General features: G+C 44.8%; 15 protein-coding genes. 8 read left to right on the forward strand and 7 right to left on the reverse strand.

Features of this window, described 5'->3' with window-relative positions:
- Window positions 1-5: 5 nt before the first annotated feature.
- On the reverse strand, window positions 6-1,892 hold the full coding sequence (htpG, locus tag VRU48_RS19255) for a molecular chaperone HtpG (RefSeq protein WP_330109560.1): 1,887 nt from the start codon (window positions 1,890-1,892) through the stop codon (window positions 6-8).
- Window positions 1,893-2,148: 256 nt separating this feature from the next.
- Here htpG and VRU48_RS19260 point away from each other — a divergent pair, with 256 nt between their 5' ends.
- From VRU48_RS19260 to def, 4 genes are all read left to right on the forward strand, one after another.
- The gene (locus VRU48_RS19260; protein ID WP_330109561.1) at window positions 2,149-3,501 is read left to right on the forward strand and encodes an alpha-L-fucosidase; all 1,353 of its coding nucleotides are present in this window, start codon (window positions 2,149-2,151) and stop codon (window positions 3,499-3,501) included.
- A 107-nt stretch (window positions 3,502-3,608) separates the two neighbouring features.
- Window positions 3,609-4,046 (forward strand): hypothetical protein, encoded by a 438-nt coding sequence (locus VRU48_RS19265; RefSeq protein WP_330109562.1) that lies wholly within the window; start codon window positions 3,609-3,611, stop codon window positions 4,044-4,046.
- A gap of 28 nt (window positions 4,047-4,074) precedes the next feature.
- The gene (locus VRU48_RS19270; RefSeq protein WP_330109563.1) at window positions 4,075-5,304 is read left to right on the forward strand and encodes a M16 family metallopeptidase; all 1,230 of its coding nucleotides are present in this window, start codon (window positions 4,075-4,077) and stop codon (window positions 5,302-5,304) included.
- A 130-nt stretch (window positions 5,305-5,434) separates the two neighbouring features.
- Window positions 5,435-5,992, forward strand: coding sequence for a peptide deformylase (gene def / locus VRU48_RS19275; protein ID WP_330109564.1), 558 nt, complete (start codon window positions 5,435-5,437; stop codon window positions 5,990-5,992).
- 238 nt (window positions 5,993-6,230) lie between these two features.
- Here the strand turns inward: def and VRU48_RS19280 are convergent, their stop codons facing one another.
- The 3 genes from VRU48_RS19280 to VRU48_RS19290 are packed head-to-tail and all read right to left on the reverse strand — an operon-like array spanning window position 6,231 to window position 8,282.
- Window positions 6,231-6,872 carry a peptidase associated/transthyretin-like domain-containing protein gene (locus VRU48_RS19280; RefSeq protein WP_330109565.1) on the reverse strand — a complete coding sequence of 214 codons (642 nt, stop codon included), beginning with the start codon at window positions 6,870-6,872 and terminating at the stop codon, window positions 6,231-6,233.
- A gap of 53 nt (window positions 6,873-6,925) precedes the next feature.
- Window positions 6,926-7,171, reverse strand: a complete 246-nt coding sequence (locus VRU48_RS19285; protein WP_330109566.1) for a NifU family protein — start codon at window positions 7,169-7,171, stop codon at window positions 6,926-6,928.
- A 34-nt stretch (window positions 7,172-7,205) separates the two neighbouring features.
- A complete protein-coding gene (locus VRU48_RS19290; protein WP_330109567.1) occupies window positions 7,206-8,282 on the reverse strand; it encodes an Mrp/NBP35 family ATP-binding protein in 1,077 nt (358 codons plus the stop codon).
- A 119-nt stretch (window positions 8,283-8,401) separates the two neighbouring features.
- Here VRU48_RS19290 and VRU48_RS19295 point away from each other — a divergent pair, with 119 nt between their 5' ends.
- From VRU48_RS19295 to VRU48_RS19310, 4 genes are all read left to right on the forward strand, one after another.
- Window positions 8,402-10,585: a biosynthetic peptidoglycan transglycosylase gene (locus VRU48_RS19295; protein WP_330109568.1), complete on the forward strand. Its 2,184-nt coding sequence runs from the start codon at window positions 8,402-8,404 to the stop codon at window positions 10,583-10,585.
- Between the two features lie 6 nt (window positions 10,586-10,591).
- Window positions 10,592-11,128, forward strand: a complete 537-nt coding sequence (hpt, locus tag VRU48_RS19300) for a hypoxanthine phosphoribosyltransferase (RefSeq protein WP_330109569.1) — start codon at window positions 10,592-10,594, stop codon at window positions 11,126-11,128.
- Between the two features lie 127 nt (window positions 11,129-11,255).
- Entirely contained in the window at window positions 11,256-11,915 is a 660-nt protein-coding gene (locus tag VRU48_RS19305) for a phosphatidylserine decarboxylase family protein (RefSeq protein ID WP_330109570.1), read from the forward strand.
- Between the two features lie 10 nt (window positions 11,916-11,925).
- The gene (locus VRU48_RS19310) at window positions 11,926-12,129 is read left to right on the forward strand and encodes a hypothetical protein (RefSeq protein WP_330109571.1); all 204 of its coding nucleotides are present in this window, start codon (window positions 11,926-11,928) and stop codon (window positions 12,127-12,129) included.
- 141 nt (window positions 12,130-12,270) lie between these two features.
- On the opposite strand, the gene VRU48_RS19315 is transcribed toward VRU48_RS19310, so the two are convergent.
- From VRU48_RS19315 to rplS, 3 genes are all read right to left on the reverse strand, one after another.
- Complete coding sequence (locus VRU48_RS19315; RefSeq protein ID WP_330109572.1) at window positions 12,271-13,401, reverse strand: mechanosensitive ion channel family protein; 1,131 nt, start codon at window positions 13,399-13,401, stop codon at window positions 12,271-12,273.
- Window positions 13,401-14,627 carry a Glu/Leu/Phe/Val dehydrogenase dimerization domain-containing protein gene (locus VRU48_RS19320; protein WP_330109573.1) on the reverse strand — a complete coding sequence of 409 codons (1,227 nt, stop codon included), beginning with the start codon at window positions 14,625-14,627 and terminating at the stop codon, window positions 13,401-13,403. The genes VRU48_RS19315 and VRU48_RS19320 overlap by 1 nt, the downstream gene beginning before the upstream one ends.
- 156 nt (window positions 14,628-14,783) lie before the next feature.
- Window positions 14,784-15,131 (reverse strand): 50S ribosomal protein L19, encoded by a 348-nt coding sequence (rplS, locus tag VRU48_RS19325; RefSeq protein ID WP_233165698.1) that lies wholly within the window; start codon window positions 15,129-15,131, stop codon window positions 14,784-14,786.
- Window positions 15,132-15,205: the final 74 nt, after the last annotated feature.

The raw sequence follows: 15,205 nt of genomic DNA on the forward strand, positions 1-15,205 counted from the left end.
AGTTATTAAATCAGCTCTACGCTACGGTTTACAAAATCTGTCAATTCTGCTCCGGTAAGCATGCCTTGCGAAAGCAGGGCCAAGTCTACCGCTTGTTTAGCATATTTGCTTTGTTCTTCTTCGTTGGTCGAGGCCAAAATCTTGCCTACCAATTTGTGGTTACCATTAATGGCTACCTTGTAGCTATCGGGCATATTGCCATAAAAACTCATGCCGCCACCCATTTTGGCCATGTCTTTCATGCGACGCATAAATTCGTCCATGGTAATGGTTACTGGCGAATCGTCTGGACTTAAGCCCACCACTTCTACGCTGAAGCCTGGTTTTACAATGGCTTTTTCGAAAATAGATTTCACTTGGGCCGACTGCTCCTCGCTCAATACCGATTCGTGCAGCTCGTCTTTTTCAATCAACTGGTTGGTTACGCTGGCATCAACACGCTTAAGCAAAGTTTTCTCCAGTTTTTGCTCCAAGCTGCTTACAAAATGGCCGTCAATGGCCGAATTCATCAGCAACACGTCATAGCCTTTTTTATTGGCGGCCTGGATAAAACCGTCTTGTTTATCAGGATCGGTGGTATACAGGTAAACCAATGAGCCGTTTTTATCGGTTTGCTCGGCCTTGATTTTTTCCTTGTACTCTTCCAAGGTAAAATTTTCGTTTTGCGTATTGGTGAGCAAGGCGAAATCTTTGGCTTTCTCATAGAATTTTTCTTCGCTGATCATGCCGTACTTCACAAAAAGGCCGATGTTGCTCCATTTTTCTTCGTAAGCCTTACGGTCTTTGTTAAACAGCTCGGCCAGTTTATCGGCTACTTTTTTGGTGATGTAGCTATTGATTTTCTTCACGTTGCTGTCGGCTTGCAGGAAGCTTCTCGAAACGTTCAGCGGAATATCCGGCGAATCGATTACGCCATGCAACAACATCAGGAATTCTGGTACGATGTCTTTTACTTCGTCGGTAATAAACACCTGGCGACTAAACAGCTTGATTTTGTTGCGCTGCATATCGAAGTCGTCTTTTACCTTAGGGAAATAAAGCACCCCAGTTAAGTTAAACGGATAATCTACGTTGAGGTGGATCCAGAACAATGGCTCTTCCGAGAAAGGATAAAGCTGTTTGTAGAAATCGAGGTAATCCTCGTCTGACAAATCTGCAGGTGCTTTGGTCCAAATTGGGTTGGTGGTATTGACGATGTTGTCTACCTCAACCGATTTGTATTTGGTCTTGCCTTCTTCATCCTGTCCGTCTTCTTCCTGCGTGGTTTTGGTGCCGAATTTAATAGGCACTGGCAAGAATTTGGCATATTTATCCAAAATCTCCTGCAACTTGTGCTCGCTTAAAAACTCTTCCGATTCGCTGTTGATGTGCAAAATAATATCGGTACCTCTGCTGGTACGGCTGCCATCGGCAATTTCGAACTCGGTGCTGCCATCGCAAGTCCATTTGGCCGCGGTTGCACCTTCTTGGTAAGATAGGGTTTGAATTTCAACCAAATCGGCCACCATAAAAGCCGAGTAGAAGCCCAGACCAAACTTGCCGATAATTTCATTGGCGTCTTTGGCATCCTTAAACTTCTCTACAAATTCGCTGGCACCCGAAAAGGCAACCTGGTTGATATATTTTTTGATTTCTTCGGCAGTCATGCCCAAGCCATTGTCGCTAATGGTAATGGTTTTGGCCTTTTCGTCTAGTTTTACTTCTACTAGAGGTTCGCCCAGCTCGCCGTTGTACTGGCCCAAGGCTGCCAATCGTTTTATCTTTTGTACCGCATCAACTGCGTTAGAAACTAATTCCCTTAAAAAGATCTCATTATCCGAATACAGGAATTTCTTGATGATCGGGAAAATGTTCTCCGTGTGTATGGAAATATTTCCTTTTTCTGTTGTCATATTTTAATTTCTAATTTTTTGATTATTGCAATAGCCCCATCAAGCCCTGTTCCAAAACACTAAACAAGTCAAAATGACAGCGAAAGTTGCAAAAACTGTCAACATCCTGTTGCTCAAAACCTTGCCCAACCACAAGCGCTTATACCTTGGTCAACTGTTGGTTAGGGTTAAAAAGCGTAATCATCTGCCAATTGCGCTTAATTTTAAATGCGGGCTTCTGTTTATCTTGTGTACATCTAACCAAATCATCGAAACCATGAAAAGAAAAATACTTTTATGCCTGTTTTTTGCGATAGCTTTTTGCAATGCTGCCTTTTCGCAACAAAAACTAGGAACCGAAACCCCTGAAGCCAAAGTAAAACGAATGGAATGGTGGACCGATGCCCGTTTCGGCATGTTTATCCACTGGGGATTGTATGCCCTGCCCGCCCGACATGAGTGGGTAAAAAATGCCGAGCGCCTAACGAACCAAGACTACGAAAAATACTTTCAGCAATTCAATCCCGATCTTTTCCAGCCTCAGGTTTGGGCCAAAGAAGCCAAAAAAGCAGGTATGAAGTATGCCGTACTCACCGCCAAGCACCACGAAGGCTTTACCTTGTTCGACAGCAAGTTTACCGATTACAAAGCCACCAATACGCCGGCCAAAAGAGATTTGGTGAGGGAATTTGTAGATGCCTTTAGGGCCGAAGGCATTAAAATTGGCTTCTATTATTCGCTGATAGATTGGCATCATCCTGATTTTACCATCGACCGCAATCATCCTCAACGACTGGCCAAGCCAAGCGATAGTGCCTATGCGACCTTAAACAAGGGGAAAGACATGGCCAAATACCGCAAATACATGTACAACCAGGTTACCGAACTGCTGAGCAATTACGGCAAGATAGATGTGCTGTGGCTTGATTTTTCCTATCCCGGAAAGTACGGCAAGGGCAAAGACGATTGGGGCTCGGTAGCACTGCTTAAACAAATCAGAAAACTGCAGCCGGGTATCATTGTTGATAACCGCCTTGACCTGAAAGAATATGAGGATGGCCAAGATTTCGAAACCCCTGAACAGGTAAGCACCAAAGAACTCGAAAAATACCGGGGCAAAGTATGGGAAACCTGCCAAACCTTTTCGGGTTCATGGGGTTATTACCGCGACGAAAACACTTGGAAAACCCATCGCCAATTGTTAGACTTGCTCATTACCTCGGTAGCCAATGGAGGCAATCTGCTGTTGAACGTGGGGCCTACTGCCCGTGGCGAATTTGATTATAGAGCCACTAATGCGCTAGATAGCTTGGGCTTTTGGATGCATGCCAATTCCAAATCTATTTACAACTGTACTTTTGCGCCAAGCGAATTTAAAGCGGCTGAAGGGACCAAACTCACCTATAACAAAGCGGTCAAGAAGCTGTATGTACATTTATTCGATTATCCGAAAGATGGCAATATGGTGTTGGAGGGCTATAGGGACAAGGTTACCTACGCCCAATTTTTGCACGATAACTCAGAACTCCAAACGGATCTGAATAAATCGACCGCAAGCAACCTCGTACTGAAGCTGCCAAAGAAAAAGCCAAATTTCGAAATCCCAGTGATAGAGCTGACTTTAAAATAAGCTGGCTTAGCCCTGGCTACCGCAGGGAATATTTTCGGGAAATCTGAAAATATTCCCTTTTTGTTGTTTTACCGAGTTCCTGATTTTTTGACTATACTTACATCGATATGAAACAACAACTTAAAGTAATCCAACTGATCCATATTGCCTTTTGCGTGGCTGTATTTACATTTGGCCTGATTTCCTTTTTTATTGCCCGGGAAGAAATCCATTTTGAAATCCCTAAAGCATTGGAAGACTTGGTTTTCCCCTTGATCAGCATTTTGGGCATTATCTTGGGAACCATTTTATTCAACAAGCATTTGAGCAACATCAATTCGCCAGAAAACAAGGGCACGAAGCTGATTCAGTACCAAACCGCCTTTTTGATCAAATGTGCTTTTTTCGAAGCCGGCGCATTGGCCAATATCGTGGCCTTTATCATGGCCGGCAATGCTTTCTTCATGATTTTTGCTGGCCTCAGCTTTATTTTTCTGGTGATGAGCAGACCAACAGCGAGCAAGGTGGTCGACACCCTAAGTTTACAGGACACAGATATTTTATAATTTAAATTGCCGTAGCTTTGCGCCTTCCATGGAATATAATGTTCATACTTTAAGCAACGGCATCAGGCTTTTGCACGTTCCTTCGGCATCGCCGATTTCCCATGCCTGCATTATTGTCAATACGGGATCGAGGGATGAGGACGACCCGCAAATGGGCCTTGCCCACTTTATTGAGCACCTGATTTTTAAGCGTACCGAAAAACGCAACACCAACCAGATTTTAACCCGCCTGGAGAGCGTTGGCGCCGACCTGAACGCCTATACCACCAAAGAATATACCTGCATCCACGCTTCTTTTCTGCATCCTTACCTCGATCGCACTTTAGAGCTTTTTAACGATATCGTTTTTCACTCTACCTTTCCGGAAGATGAAATGGAGAAGGAAAAAGGCGTAGTGCTCGACGAAATTACTTCGTACCTCGACCAGCCCGAAGAAGCCATTAACGACGATTTTGAAGACCAGCTTTTTGCCGGACACGCCTTGGGGCGCAATATCCTGGGCACACCAGATACCGTAAGCGCGCTGAGCCAAAAAGACATCCTCCATTTCATCCGCCAGAATTACCGTACCGATCAGATTGTAGTAGCCGTTTTGGGCAATTACAACCTCAAAAAATTGGTTAAGATCGGCACCAGGCATTTTGAAAGCGTACCCTCAAACACTGGCCAGAACAAGCGGATGGCTCCGCAACAGGCACTGGTACAAAACCTGGTGGCCAACAAGCAGATTATGCAGGCGCACTGCATGATGGGCATACAGGCCTATTCGCTGCATCATCCTTACAAAACTGGCTTGTTGCTGCTCAACAATATTTTGGGGGGAACCGGCATGAGCTCTATCCTCAACCTGCAGCTGCGCGAAAAGCATGGCATCGCCTATACCATCGAAACCAATTACAGCCCTTTGAGCGATACCGGAATTTTTGCGCTTTATTTTGGCACCGACAAAGAAAAGGTTGACAAGGCCCGCAGCCTCATTTTTAAGGAGTTTAAAAAGATAAGAACCAATCCTTTGACCGAAATCCAATTGCACAAGGCCAAAAACAAATTTATAGGCCAAATTGCGCTGGGCGAAGAAAACCGGATCGGATTGATTATTTCGATGGCCAAAAGCCTGATCGACTATGGCCGCATTGACAGCCTGACTACGGTTTTCCAAAAGATCAATGCCGTAACCACTACGGATATGGAGAACATTGCCAACGAAATGCTGGACGAAAAAAACCTGAGCTCCCTCGTTTTCTTTCCAATAGATTAAAGCTATACGTCTTACCCTCTTATCAACAAATGCGCTTAATGGCGCTCAATGCCTTAATGGTTAAGCAATGCAAGGCGCTATAGTCTGATCGCCAAATTACCATATTGAATCTTTTTCGTATTTTTGCATCATGAAATTACCTATCGTAGCCTACGGAGACCCAGTTTTAAAGAAAGTTTGTACGCCAATTGACGAAACTTACCCTGATTTGCAAGCGCTGATCAGCAATATGTTCGACACCATGTACAATGCCAATGGCGTAGGCCTGGCCGCTCCGCAAGTAGGCTTGGCCATCAGGCTGTTTGTTGTCGACACCCGTGCCGACGAAGACGAAGAGCCTTTCAAAAAGGTATTCATCAATGCCGAAATTTTAGAAGAAACCGGCGAGCCTTGGGCTTTTAACGAAGGTTGTTTAAGCATTCCCGAAATTAGGGAAGACGTGATGCGCAAGCCCAACATCCTCATCCGTTACTACGACGAAAACTGGCAATTGCACGAAGAAGAAGTTGGCGGTTTTCCAGCCCGTGTTATCCAGCACGAATACGACCATATTGAAGGCAAGCTGTTTACCGACAAGCTGAGCCTGTTGCGCAAACAGTTGTTGAAAAGCAAGTTAGAAAACATTTCGAAAGGAAACATCCGCACCGACTACAAAATGCGTTTTCCTAAGCAAAGCAAGAAAAGATAGGGCTTAGTTCATAGTCCTTCGGTCGATAGTCGATAGTCAATAGTCCATAGTTAAGCTGTTATTGCGCCAGGAATGAGGCCGGCCTACGGCAGGAGGGTTACTTTTTGGCAAGTTTTCGGTTGGCAGTTTACTCCGAGTAATCCGTTCTCCGCTTTTGTTGAAGGGCTATCCAAAGGATTGTGGCACAAATCAGCCAATGACAAATCAGCTAATCCTCAAAAATAAGATATTAGTGGGTTTATTTATCTTCGCTACGCGCCTTGTCGCCGGCAAAGATTTCCTGCATAAGCCTTCCCCAGGCAAAAGGATTAAGCAGTGGATTGGTTTGGCGCATGTTGGCATTCACCATGCGGTCGAAGTTGTAGCGGTAATTACTGTTGCTGATTTCCTGCGCATCTCTAGGCAAAGTAAGGGTCATGCCCCTAATGCTGGTTCGCGACAGGTTTTTCTTGGCAATAGCCATATCATCATCGGCTACTTTCATGGAAAGGAAGTCTTTGGTAAATTCCTCTACCGTAGCCCAAGGGTTTACACGTACGGTCTTTAAATACACGATTTCCGATTTCATCTTGATCATCGCTGTGTATTTATGATCGGCTATTTCGGTAGGCAACACAAAGGTTTTGCTGGTAAAGCCTACGGCCGAAAACAACAAAGTATCGCCTGGATGAACAATAAAAGAGAAATAGCCCTGGTAATTGGCGGCATATTTCTGCTCTTTGTTGCTCAGGTTGGTAATGGTAACATAAGGCACAACAGAATTGCTGTCAGCCTCGGTAATAATGCCCGAAAACTGCACCAATTTATTGCTTTTGCCTCCGTCTTGCGCAAAAACGGCAACCGAAAACAGCAATAATATGATGGTTAGACAGTACTTCATTTTACAAAAATACGTGTAAAAGGCTTATTGGCTAGTTAAAATGTGTTAAAAAACTATTCCTGTTCAGCCAAATCAATAGCCACAACACTTTTAATTTCTGGCACGGCTTTCATAATCGCTTGCTCAATACCGGCTTTCATGGTCATAAAACTCATTTTGCAGGAGCTGCAATTGCCCAACAACCTCAATTTTACGACATGTTCCGGCGTAATCTCTTCTAAGGCAACATTTCCGCCATCGGCAATTAAATAAGGCCTAATGGTTTCTAATGCTTCCTCTACTTGTTCCGTTAAACTCATCTTATATTTTTTAAAGTATAAAAATAGTAATTTTTTAGCAATTCGTGGCCTGTACGTTGTGTATAGAAATTTGCTGCGCCATTTTGCCTGCAATTTCGGTAAAGGCCAATGCCACTGGGCTTTCCAGCTCCATGGCAATCGGTTCGCCGTTATCGCCTGCCGCCGCTACGCTTTGCACCAAGGGGATCTCGCCCAAGAACGGCACTTCATACTGCTCGGCCAATGTTTTGCCGCCATCTTTTCCAAAAATGTAGTATTTATTTTCGGGCAGTTCTGCCGGTGTAAAGTACGACATGTTCTCGATAACGCCCAACACCGGAATATTGATGCCAGGCATCTTGAACATGGCCAATCCTTTTCTAGTATCGGCCAGGGCCACCTGCTGTGGCGTGGTTACAATAACCGCACCCGCTATCGGGAAGCTTTGGCTGATGGTAATGTGGATATCGCCGGTTCCCGGTGGCAAATCAACAATCAGGTAGTCCAGCTCGCCCCAATCGGCATCGTTAAACAGTTGCTTAATGGCATTCGAAGCCATTGGGCCACGCCATGGCACTGGCTGATCTGGATCGGCAAAGAAGCCCAAAGAAAGCAATTTGATACCATATTTTTCGATCGGCAAAATCAAGGTCTTGCCGTTTTCGGTTTCCCGGGCACTGGGCTTGGCTCCAACCAGTCCGAACATAATCGGCACCGAAGGTCCGTAAATATCGGCATCAATCAGTCCAACCTTGGCGCCGTCTTTGGCCAAGGTAACCGCCAAATTGCTGGCTACGGTCGATTTGCCGACACCGCCTTTGCCCGAAGAAACAAGAATGATATTTTTAATGGCGTTCAATTGCGTGGTATCTAAAGGTTTGGTTACTTTGGCCGTAATATTGATGTTGATTTCGGCATCAGGCGTAACAAAATGTTTAATGGCATTGATGCAGGCGTTTTTCAGCATGTCTTTCATCGGACAGGCCGGGGTGGTTAGCTCTAACGTAAAGCCTATGGTCTGATCTTCGATTTGGAGATCTTTGATCATGTGCAGCGTAACCAGGTCCTTTTTCAGGTCGGGGTCTTCTACATGTCGTAAAGCGGCTAAAACCTGCTCATTGGTAATTATCATCCCCAAAATTAACAAAACATAGGCATAAATAATTTGTGGTAGGCCTTTTTGTTGTAATTTTAACACGAAATAAACATTTGCCCAAAGCGTTTGTTTAACAATAATTTCTACATTAGTTTATGCAATTCCCTCAAATTAGAATTCCTAAAAAATATATCAAGATTGGCGCCTGGATTTTGGGTGTTTTTGCATTGGTTCTGATTACCCTGGGTGCGGTGGCCTATGGCAAGCGCGAGGCCCTGCTCAAAAAAATGATGGCCAAAGCCATTGCCAAAGCCGATAAGGACTACGGACTGGAAATCAAGATCGGGTCGGCAGGCTTTAGCGGCCTCAGTGCCGTACGCATGCAACACATTTCGGTCGTGCCCAAAGACCGCGATACCTTGGCCACCATTAATGATATTACGGTGGGCGTAAAGTTGTTTCCTTTGATTTTTGGCAATGTAAAACTGTCTGAAATCAACCTCAACGAAGGCAAACTCAATGTCGTGCTTAAAGATTCGCTCACCAACCTCGATTTCATCCTGAAAAGAAAAAAGAAAGACAGCACCAGCAACTCGAACAAAGTGGCCCTGAGCGATTTGGCCAGCAACCTGCTGAACGAGGTTTTCTATAAAATTCCCGACGATATGCAGCTGAAGAACCTGATGATGCAGCTGAACGACAACGACACGGCTTCGCTCAAATTCCTCACCACTTCGGCTACCATAGACGGCGGCGAGCTCAAATCGAACATTACCGTAAACGACACAGCCGCTACTTGGCACATCAATGGCAAGCTGAATCCCGGTAGAAAACGCCTCAACATTATGCTTTATGCCGATGGCAAAAAAGTGGAATTGCCTTACATTGAACGCAAACTGAGCACCAAAATCAGCTTCGATACGGTAAGGACCGAGATGAAAGAAGCCGATTTTAGCGGTGGCGATTACAAAATATCCGGATCTTGGGGCATCAAAAACCTGCTGATCAACCAAAAACGTATTTCCTCGGCCGACATTATCGTGCCCGATGCCAAAATTGATGCCGATATGCTGATTGGCGACAACTTCCTTTGCCTCGACAGTACTTCGACGGTTTACCTGAAAAAGGCTTCCATCCATCCCTTCCTCAAATATACCTTGTCGCCCAACAAAATTTACGAGATGAAGCTTAAGGCCGAAGAACAAGATGCCCAAGCTATTTTCGATTCGTTTCCTTTGGGCTTGTTCGAATCGCTAGAAGGCATGCAGGTGCAAGGCAAATTGCGCTACAATCTCGATTTTTACCTCGATACCGCTATTCCCGACAGTGTAAAGTTTAATTCTACGCTTACGCCCACCAATTTTAAAATCGTGAAATGGGGCAAGACTGACCTGCAGAAAATCAACAGCGATTTTGTGTACACGCCTTACGAATACGGCAAGCCGATGCGCAACATTACCATTGGCCCGTCTAATCCTAATTTTACACGACTGGACGATATTTCGCCCAATTTCAAAAATGCCCTGCTTACTTCAGAAGATCCGTCGTTTTTCAGGCACCATGGCTTTGTGGAAGAATCCATCCGTAAATCCATCGCCGTAAACTTTAAGGAAAAACGCTTTAAACGTGGTGGCAGCACCATTTCTATGCAATTGGTGAAAAACGTTTTCTTGAGCAGGCAAAAAACATTGGCCCGCAAAGCTGAAGAGATCTTGATTGTTTGGCTGATTGAAAACAACAAGCTGGTGAGCAAGCAACGCATGCTCGAGGTTTATTTCAACATTATAGAAATGGGCCAAAACGTGTACGGAATTGGCGAGGCCTCGAGGCATTATTTTGGCAAGACTCCGGCAGAGCTCAACATAGGCGAGGGCATTTTCCTGGCCAATATTGTACCGAAGCCAAAAGCGGCCTTGTATAAGTTTATGAGCGACGGAAGTTTAAAAGGCTATCTGTTGCCTTATTTTAACTTTATTGGAGGCACCATGGCCAGAAGAGGGCTAACGCCAGCCGACACCAGCGGCTACGGTTTTTACAACGTGCGCCTGCGCGAGGGCTTAAGACAATATCTGTTGCCTGATTCGACGGTGATCGATACCGCCGCCGTTGATGCCGACGATGACGGCATGTTGCCACCGGCCGCCATGCAAGACAAAAGCAAAAGCCTGTTCGACCGCTTATTTGGCGGCAGCTCGGCCAAAAAGGATACCGCAGCCAATAATAAAGCCATCATTAGACCCGATACCGCTAAAACCAAAAAACAATTGCGCCAGGAACGTCGCGAACAGCGCCGAAAGGAGCGCGAGCAGGAAAAGACCAAAGAAAACGGAGCCTCTTAAACATAGATGAATAAAATACAAGTAAACAACAAAGACTTCGAAATCTTTCTCGAAAACGACGCCATTGGCAAGCGGACCCGCCTCATTGGCATACAGCTGAACCTCGACTACGAAAACCGCTGTCCGGTTTTTATTGGCGTGCTGAATGGCAGTTTTCTATTTATGGCCGATCTGCTGAAAGAAATCGATATTGCCTGCGAGGTCAATTTTATCCGCGTGGCCTCTTACCACGGCACCGAAAGCAGTGGCAAGATCAAGGAAACCTTTGGCCTGCCCAACGATTTGGAAAACCGTGATGTTATTCTGGTAGAAGATATTGTTGATACCGGATTAACGCTGCAATACATTCTGGAAAAGGTTCATGCGCAAAAACCGGCTTCGGTAAGCGTTTGCAGCCTCTTGCTTAAACCCGCGGCACTAAAAGCCCCCATAGCAGAACTGAAATATGTAGGCTTCGAAATCCCCAACGAGTTTGTAGTAGGTTATGGGCTCGATTACGACGGCCTTGGCCGAAACCTGAAAGACATTTATAGAGCTATTTAGATGGACGATTGTAGATTAAGGATTTGAGATTGGGTTAGGACAAGCGCTATCAATCATAATTCGTCAATCTAAAATCGTAATTTATCCAGATTTTTTCCGAATTTTACCCAATTAAATCCCCAAAACAATGACCATACACAAAGAAGGCTATACCAGCATTGCGTTAACTGTTCTGTTTATCTTTTTGCTCAACGCCTTTGTTGACTATAAATTTGCCGATCTAACTTGGCTTCGCTGGCTGATTTACATCGTATCTTTTGCCCTTTTCATTATCGTACTGCAGTTTTTTAGAAATCCCAAAAGGACTTTTACCCATGGCGAAAACCTGGTGATATGCCCAGCCGATGGCAAAGTAGTGGTAATTGAGGAAACCGAAGAAGGCGAATATTTCAAAGACAAACGCCTGCAGGTTTCTATCTTCATGTCGCCGGTAAACGTACACATTAACCGCAACCCGATTTCGGGAGTTGTTAAGTTTTTCAAATACCATCCGGGCAAATATTTGGCCGCCTGGAATCCCAAATCGAGTACCGAAAACGAAAGAACGACCGTGGTGGTTGAACATAAAAACGGTACGCCGGTATTGTTTAGGCAAATTGCAGGTGCCTTGGCCCGCCGTATTGTTTGGTATGTGAAAGAAGGCGATCAGGTGGTGCAAAACGAGCAATTCGGCTTTATCAAATTTGGTTCTAGGGTAGATATTTTCTTGCCTATTGGCACCAAGGTAAACCTGCAACTGGACCAAGTGGTAAAAGGCGGTATTACCGTATTGGCCGAACTTAGCTAAACCTAACCTGATGAAAAAACTAGCCCTAGCTTTATTATTGACTACAGCCGGTTTCGTTGCCCAGGCACAAACCAAGGCTCCAAAAACAGCAGCTGTTAAAAAGGAAGCCACCAAGGCCTGTTTAAGCAAAGGCAAATCATGTTGCAACGATAAAGCGCTTTCGGCCCTGAGAAGACCTGTTGCCAAACCCGCAACGGCCAAGAAAAGCAAGTAAGCACTTTCTAAAATATTAAAAGCCTCCATTGATTAACAGTGGAGGCTTTTTTCATAATTCGTCATGGCAAGGCGCGAAGCAATTTCTTGACGGCCTAATACCAACGGATACACTTGCGAAGTTTTAGAAACTTCGCAAGTGTTATGCTTTAGGCGTATCGCTTACCGTGCGTTGCGTAGGGTAGGCAAAATCAGATCCATATTGGTGTACAATTTCGATGAGCTTGAAGTTTACCGCCTCCTTAATTTTGAGGTAGGCATTAAAATCGATGTTCTGCACCAGGTAAAGCACCTGGATATACAATGCCGAATCGCCAAAACTATCAAATGAAGCCGCGCCATCAGAAGTATCCGGGTTATCGGCCAGAAACTGGTTGATATCAGCCACAATCTTTTTAATCATCTCCGAATCGGTTTCGTAGGTAATGCCGATGTTGAATTTTACCCTGCGGTAATTGCGTCGGGTCATATTTTCGAGCACGCCATCAATCATTGCCCTATTGGGTATCACAATGGTTGTTTTATCGGTACTGCGCAATACCGTACTCCTAAAGCCCACTTTCTCGATGGTTCCTTCAACGCCATCAACCTTTACCAAATCGCCTACGGTAAAAGGCTTATCCATAAAAATGGTGAAAGATCCAATCAGGTTTTCGAGGCTTTCCTTGGCCGCCAAGGCAATGGCTATACCGCCAATACCCAAACCGGTGATGAGGCTCAACGCATTCACTTCGAACACATAGCCCAACAACACGAAGAAGCCAATAAAACAAACGATAAACTTGAACAGCTCTTTCAGGAAAGGCACCAATTGGTCGTCGGCTTTATTGTTCGATTTCATCGCCCTGTACATAAACACATGGGCCACAAAATCGATCAGCCTCAGGACGATCCAAAAGAAGGCCATGATGATGAGGAAGAGGAAAATCTTGTCGAACAGCTCGCCCAAGGTAAATTCCTGCGCCACCTTAACCTTATCTACCACCTTATGGTAATGCCAGCACACCACGTCGAGCGGATGCTTCAACTGGTTAACCGCCAGGTAAAGCGAAACCAGCGTAATGAAGGTCTCGATTGGCTTAAGCAGTAGATCAATAAAGGTATCTATCTTGACATCATCGGCAAATTTTCTGAACAGCCTGAAGAGGAGTTGGCTTAAAAACTTCGAAACAATTCGCTTAAATAGCAATCCGAGCAAAAGTATGCCGCCAAACAGGCAATAAGCCTGAATGGTGTTGCCCCAAAAAACCTGTCCAAAAAATTCGCTGTTCATTATACTAGTTGTTTCAATGCAATTTCAAATGCAGTGCTCGATAAGTTTGTTCTTTTGTTCGATGTAGCATAAACGGCCTTCAAGGCATTGTTGATTACCGATGAGGCATCAGAAAAGATGGCATCGTCGCTCATTTCGATGTTACGCTGCATCAAATAGGCAAACACCCTGGCCATGCCGCAGTTGGCAATAAAATCGGGGATTACAGCCACATTGTTGTCGGCATACTCCATAATGCTGCCAAAGAAGATTTCCTTGTCGGCAAAAGGCACATTCGCGCCACAGGCGATTACTTCTAAGCCGCCTTTGATCATTTTATCCACTTCCCCCTGTTGCACCAGCCTAGAAGCCGCCGCAGGCACAAATATTTCGGCCCCAACGTTCCATACCTGCTCGTTTGCCTCGGCAAAAGGAATCAGGTTATCAGCCACCAAAGTATTGTTTACACGATTATTGAACAACTCTTTCACTTCTTCGGCACTGAAACCTTCTGGCTTGATCAAACCGCCAACGCGATCAATAATCGCTACAATTTTAACGCCTTGTTGCGCCAGGTAGTATCCAGCCGCCGCCGCTACGTTGCCCCAGCCCTGAATAATGGCTTTTTTGCCCGCCACATTGCCGCCCCAAATCTCATAAAAATGCCTGATCGATTCGGAAACACCATAGCCGGTAATCATATCGGCCACTTTGTATTTTCTTTTGATATCTGGCGTATAGTCTAAATCTTCGAGTACTTTGGAAACACCATACCGCAACTGGCCAATTTGGTGGATTCGCTCGTTTTCACGGGCCTGGTAATGGCCATTGATGACGCCTTCTTGCGGATGCCAAAGGCCATAGCTTTCGGTAATGGGAATTACTTCGTGGATTTCGTCGATATTCAAATCGCCACCGGTACCATAGTAGTTTTTGAGCAGGGGCATAACTGCCTTGTACCAGCGCTCCAGAACTTCTTTTTTACGCGGATCGGCCGGATCGAAGTTGATGCCCGATTTTGCGCCACCAATTGGCGGACCAGACACGGTGAACTTAACCTCCATGGTTTTGGCCAGCGATTCTACTTCGCGTTTATCCAAGCCCTTGCGCATACGCGTACCGCCACCGGCTGCACCGCCACGCAAAGAGTTGATCACTACCCATCCTTCGGCTTCCGATTCTTTATCTTTCCATTCGAAAACAATTTCTGGTTGTTTCTCTTCGTACTTTTTTAACAGTTCTTTCATCTGTGTAATCTTGTTTTTAACAGTGATGAAGCAATCAGGAGCATTCAAAAACGCTCTCGACGGTTCATTTCGATTTATAATTTGGTGGGGCAAAGATATAAACAAAAAAACCTCCACGAAGCTAATCGTGAAGGTTATATTTTTTTATAGAAAATATTACTTTCTTAAAGATTTGATACGGGCTGCTTTACCAGTTAGTTCGCGTAGATAGAACAATTTAGCTCTACGTACTTTGCCGTAACCGTTAACTTCCACTTTATCAATATTTGGAGAGTTTACAGGGAAGATACGCTCAACACCTACTCCATTACTAATTTTACGAACAGTAAACGTTTCGTTTGCGCCAGCACTGTTGCGTTGGATTACAACACCTTGGTAAATCTGAATACGTTCTTTATTTCCTTCGCGAATTTTATAGTGAACACTCACTGTATCTCCTGACTTGAAAGAAGGAAGTTCTTTTTTCGCGATTACCTGCTCTTCTACAAATTTTACTAAATCCATGATTTTAAGCTATTAAGCCGATTTTTGGTTCTTCAAAATCGGATTGCAATATTAGGCATTTTATTTTAAAAATA

The organism is Pedobacter albus, assembly GCF_036324255.1.
Taxonomy (GTDB): domain Bacteria; phylum Bacteroidota; class Bacteroidia; order Sphingobacteriales; family Sphingobacteriaceae; genus Pedobacter; species Pedobacter albus.

Excerpts from the sequence above, each read along its gene's own strand:
- htpG (WP_330109560.1), bottom strand. The coding sequence starts at position 1,892 with ATGACAACAGAAAAAGGAAATATTTCCATACACACGGAGAACATTTTC.
- VRU48_RS19260 (WP_330109561.1), top strand. The coding sequence starts at position 2,149 with ATGAAAAGAAAAATACTTTTATGCCTGTTTTTTGCGATAGCTTTTTGC.
- VRU48_RS19265 (WP_330109562.1), top strand. The coding sequence starts at position 3,609 with ATGAAACAACAACTTAAAGTAATCCAACTGATCCATATTGCCTTTTGC.
- VRU48_RS19270 (WP_330109563.1), top strand. The coding sequence starts at position 4,075 with ATGGAATATAATGTTCATACTTTAAGCAACGGCATCAGGCTTTTGCAC.
- def (WP_330109564.1), top strand. The coding sequence starts at position 5,435 with ATGAAATTACCTATCGTAGCCTACGGAGACCCAGTTTTAAAGAAAGTT.
- VRU48_RS19280 (WP_330109565.1), bottom strand. The coding sequence starts at position 6,872 with ATGAAGTACTGTCTAACCATCATATTATTGCTGTTTTCGGTTGCCGTT.
- VRU48_RS19285 (WP_330109566.1), bottom strand. The coding sequence starts at position 7,171 with ATGAGTTTAACGGAACAAGTAGAGGAAGCATTAGAAACCATTAGGCCT.
- VRU48_RS19290 (WP_330109567.1), bottom strand. The coding sequence starts at position 8,282 with ATGATAATTACCAATGAGCAGGTTTTAGCCGCTTTACGACATGTAGAA.
- VRU48_RS19295 (WP_330109568.1), top strand. The coding sequence starts at position 8,402 with ATGCAATTCCCTCAAATTAGAATTCCTAAAAAATATATCAAGATTGGC.
- hpt (WP_330109569.1), top strand. The coding sequence starts at position 10,592 with ATGAATAAAATACAAGTAAACAACAAAGACTTCGAAATCTTTCTCGAA.
- VRU48_RS19305 (WP_330109570.1), top strand. The coding sequence starts at position 11,256 with ATGACCATACACAAAGAAGGCTATACCAGCATTGCGTTAACTGTTCTG.
- VRU48_RS19310 (WP_330109571.1), top strand. The coding sequence starts at position 11,926 with ATGAAAAAACTAGCCCTAGCTTTATTATTGACTACAGCCGGTTTCGTT.
- VRU48_RS19315 (WP_330109572.1), bottom strand. The coding sequence starts at position 13,401 with ATGAACAGCGAATTTTTTGGACAGGTTTTTTGGGGCAACACCATTCAG.
- VRU48_RS19320 (WP_330109573.1), bottom strand. The coding sequence starts at position 14,627 with ATGAAAGAACTGTTAAAAAAGTACGAAGAGAAACAACCAGAAATTGTT.
- rplS (WP_233165698.1), bottom strand. The coding sequence starts at position 15,131 with ATGGATTTAGTAAAATTTGTAGAAGAGCAGGTAATCGCGAAAAAAGAA.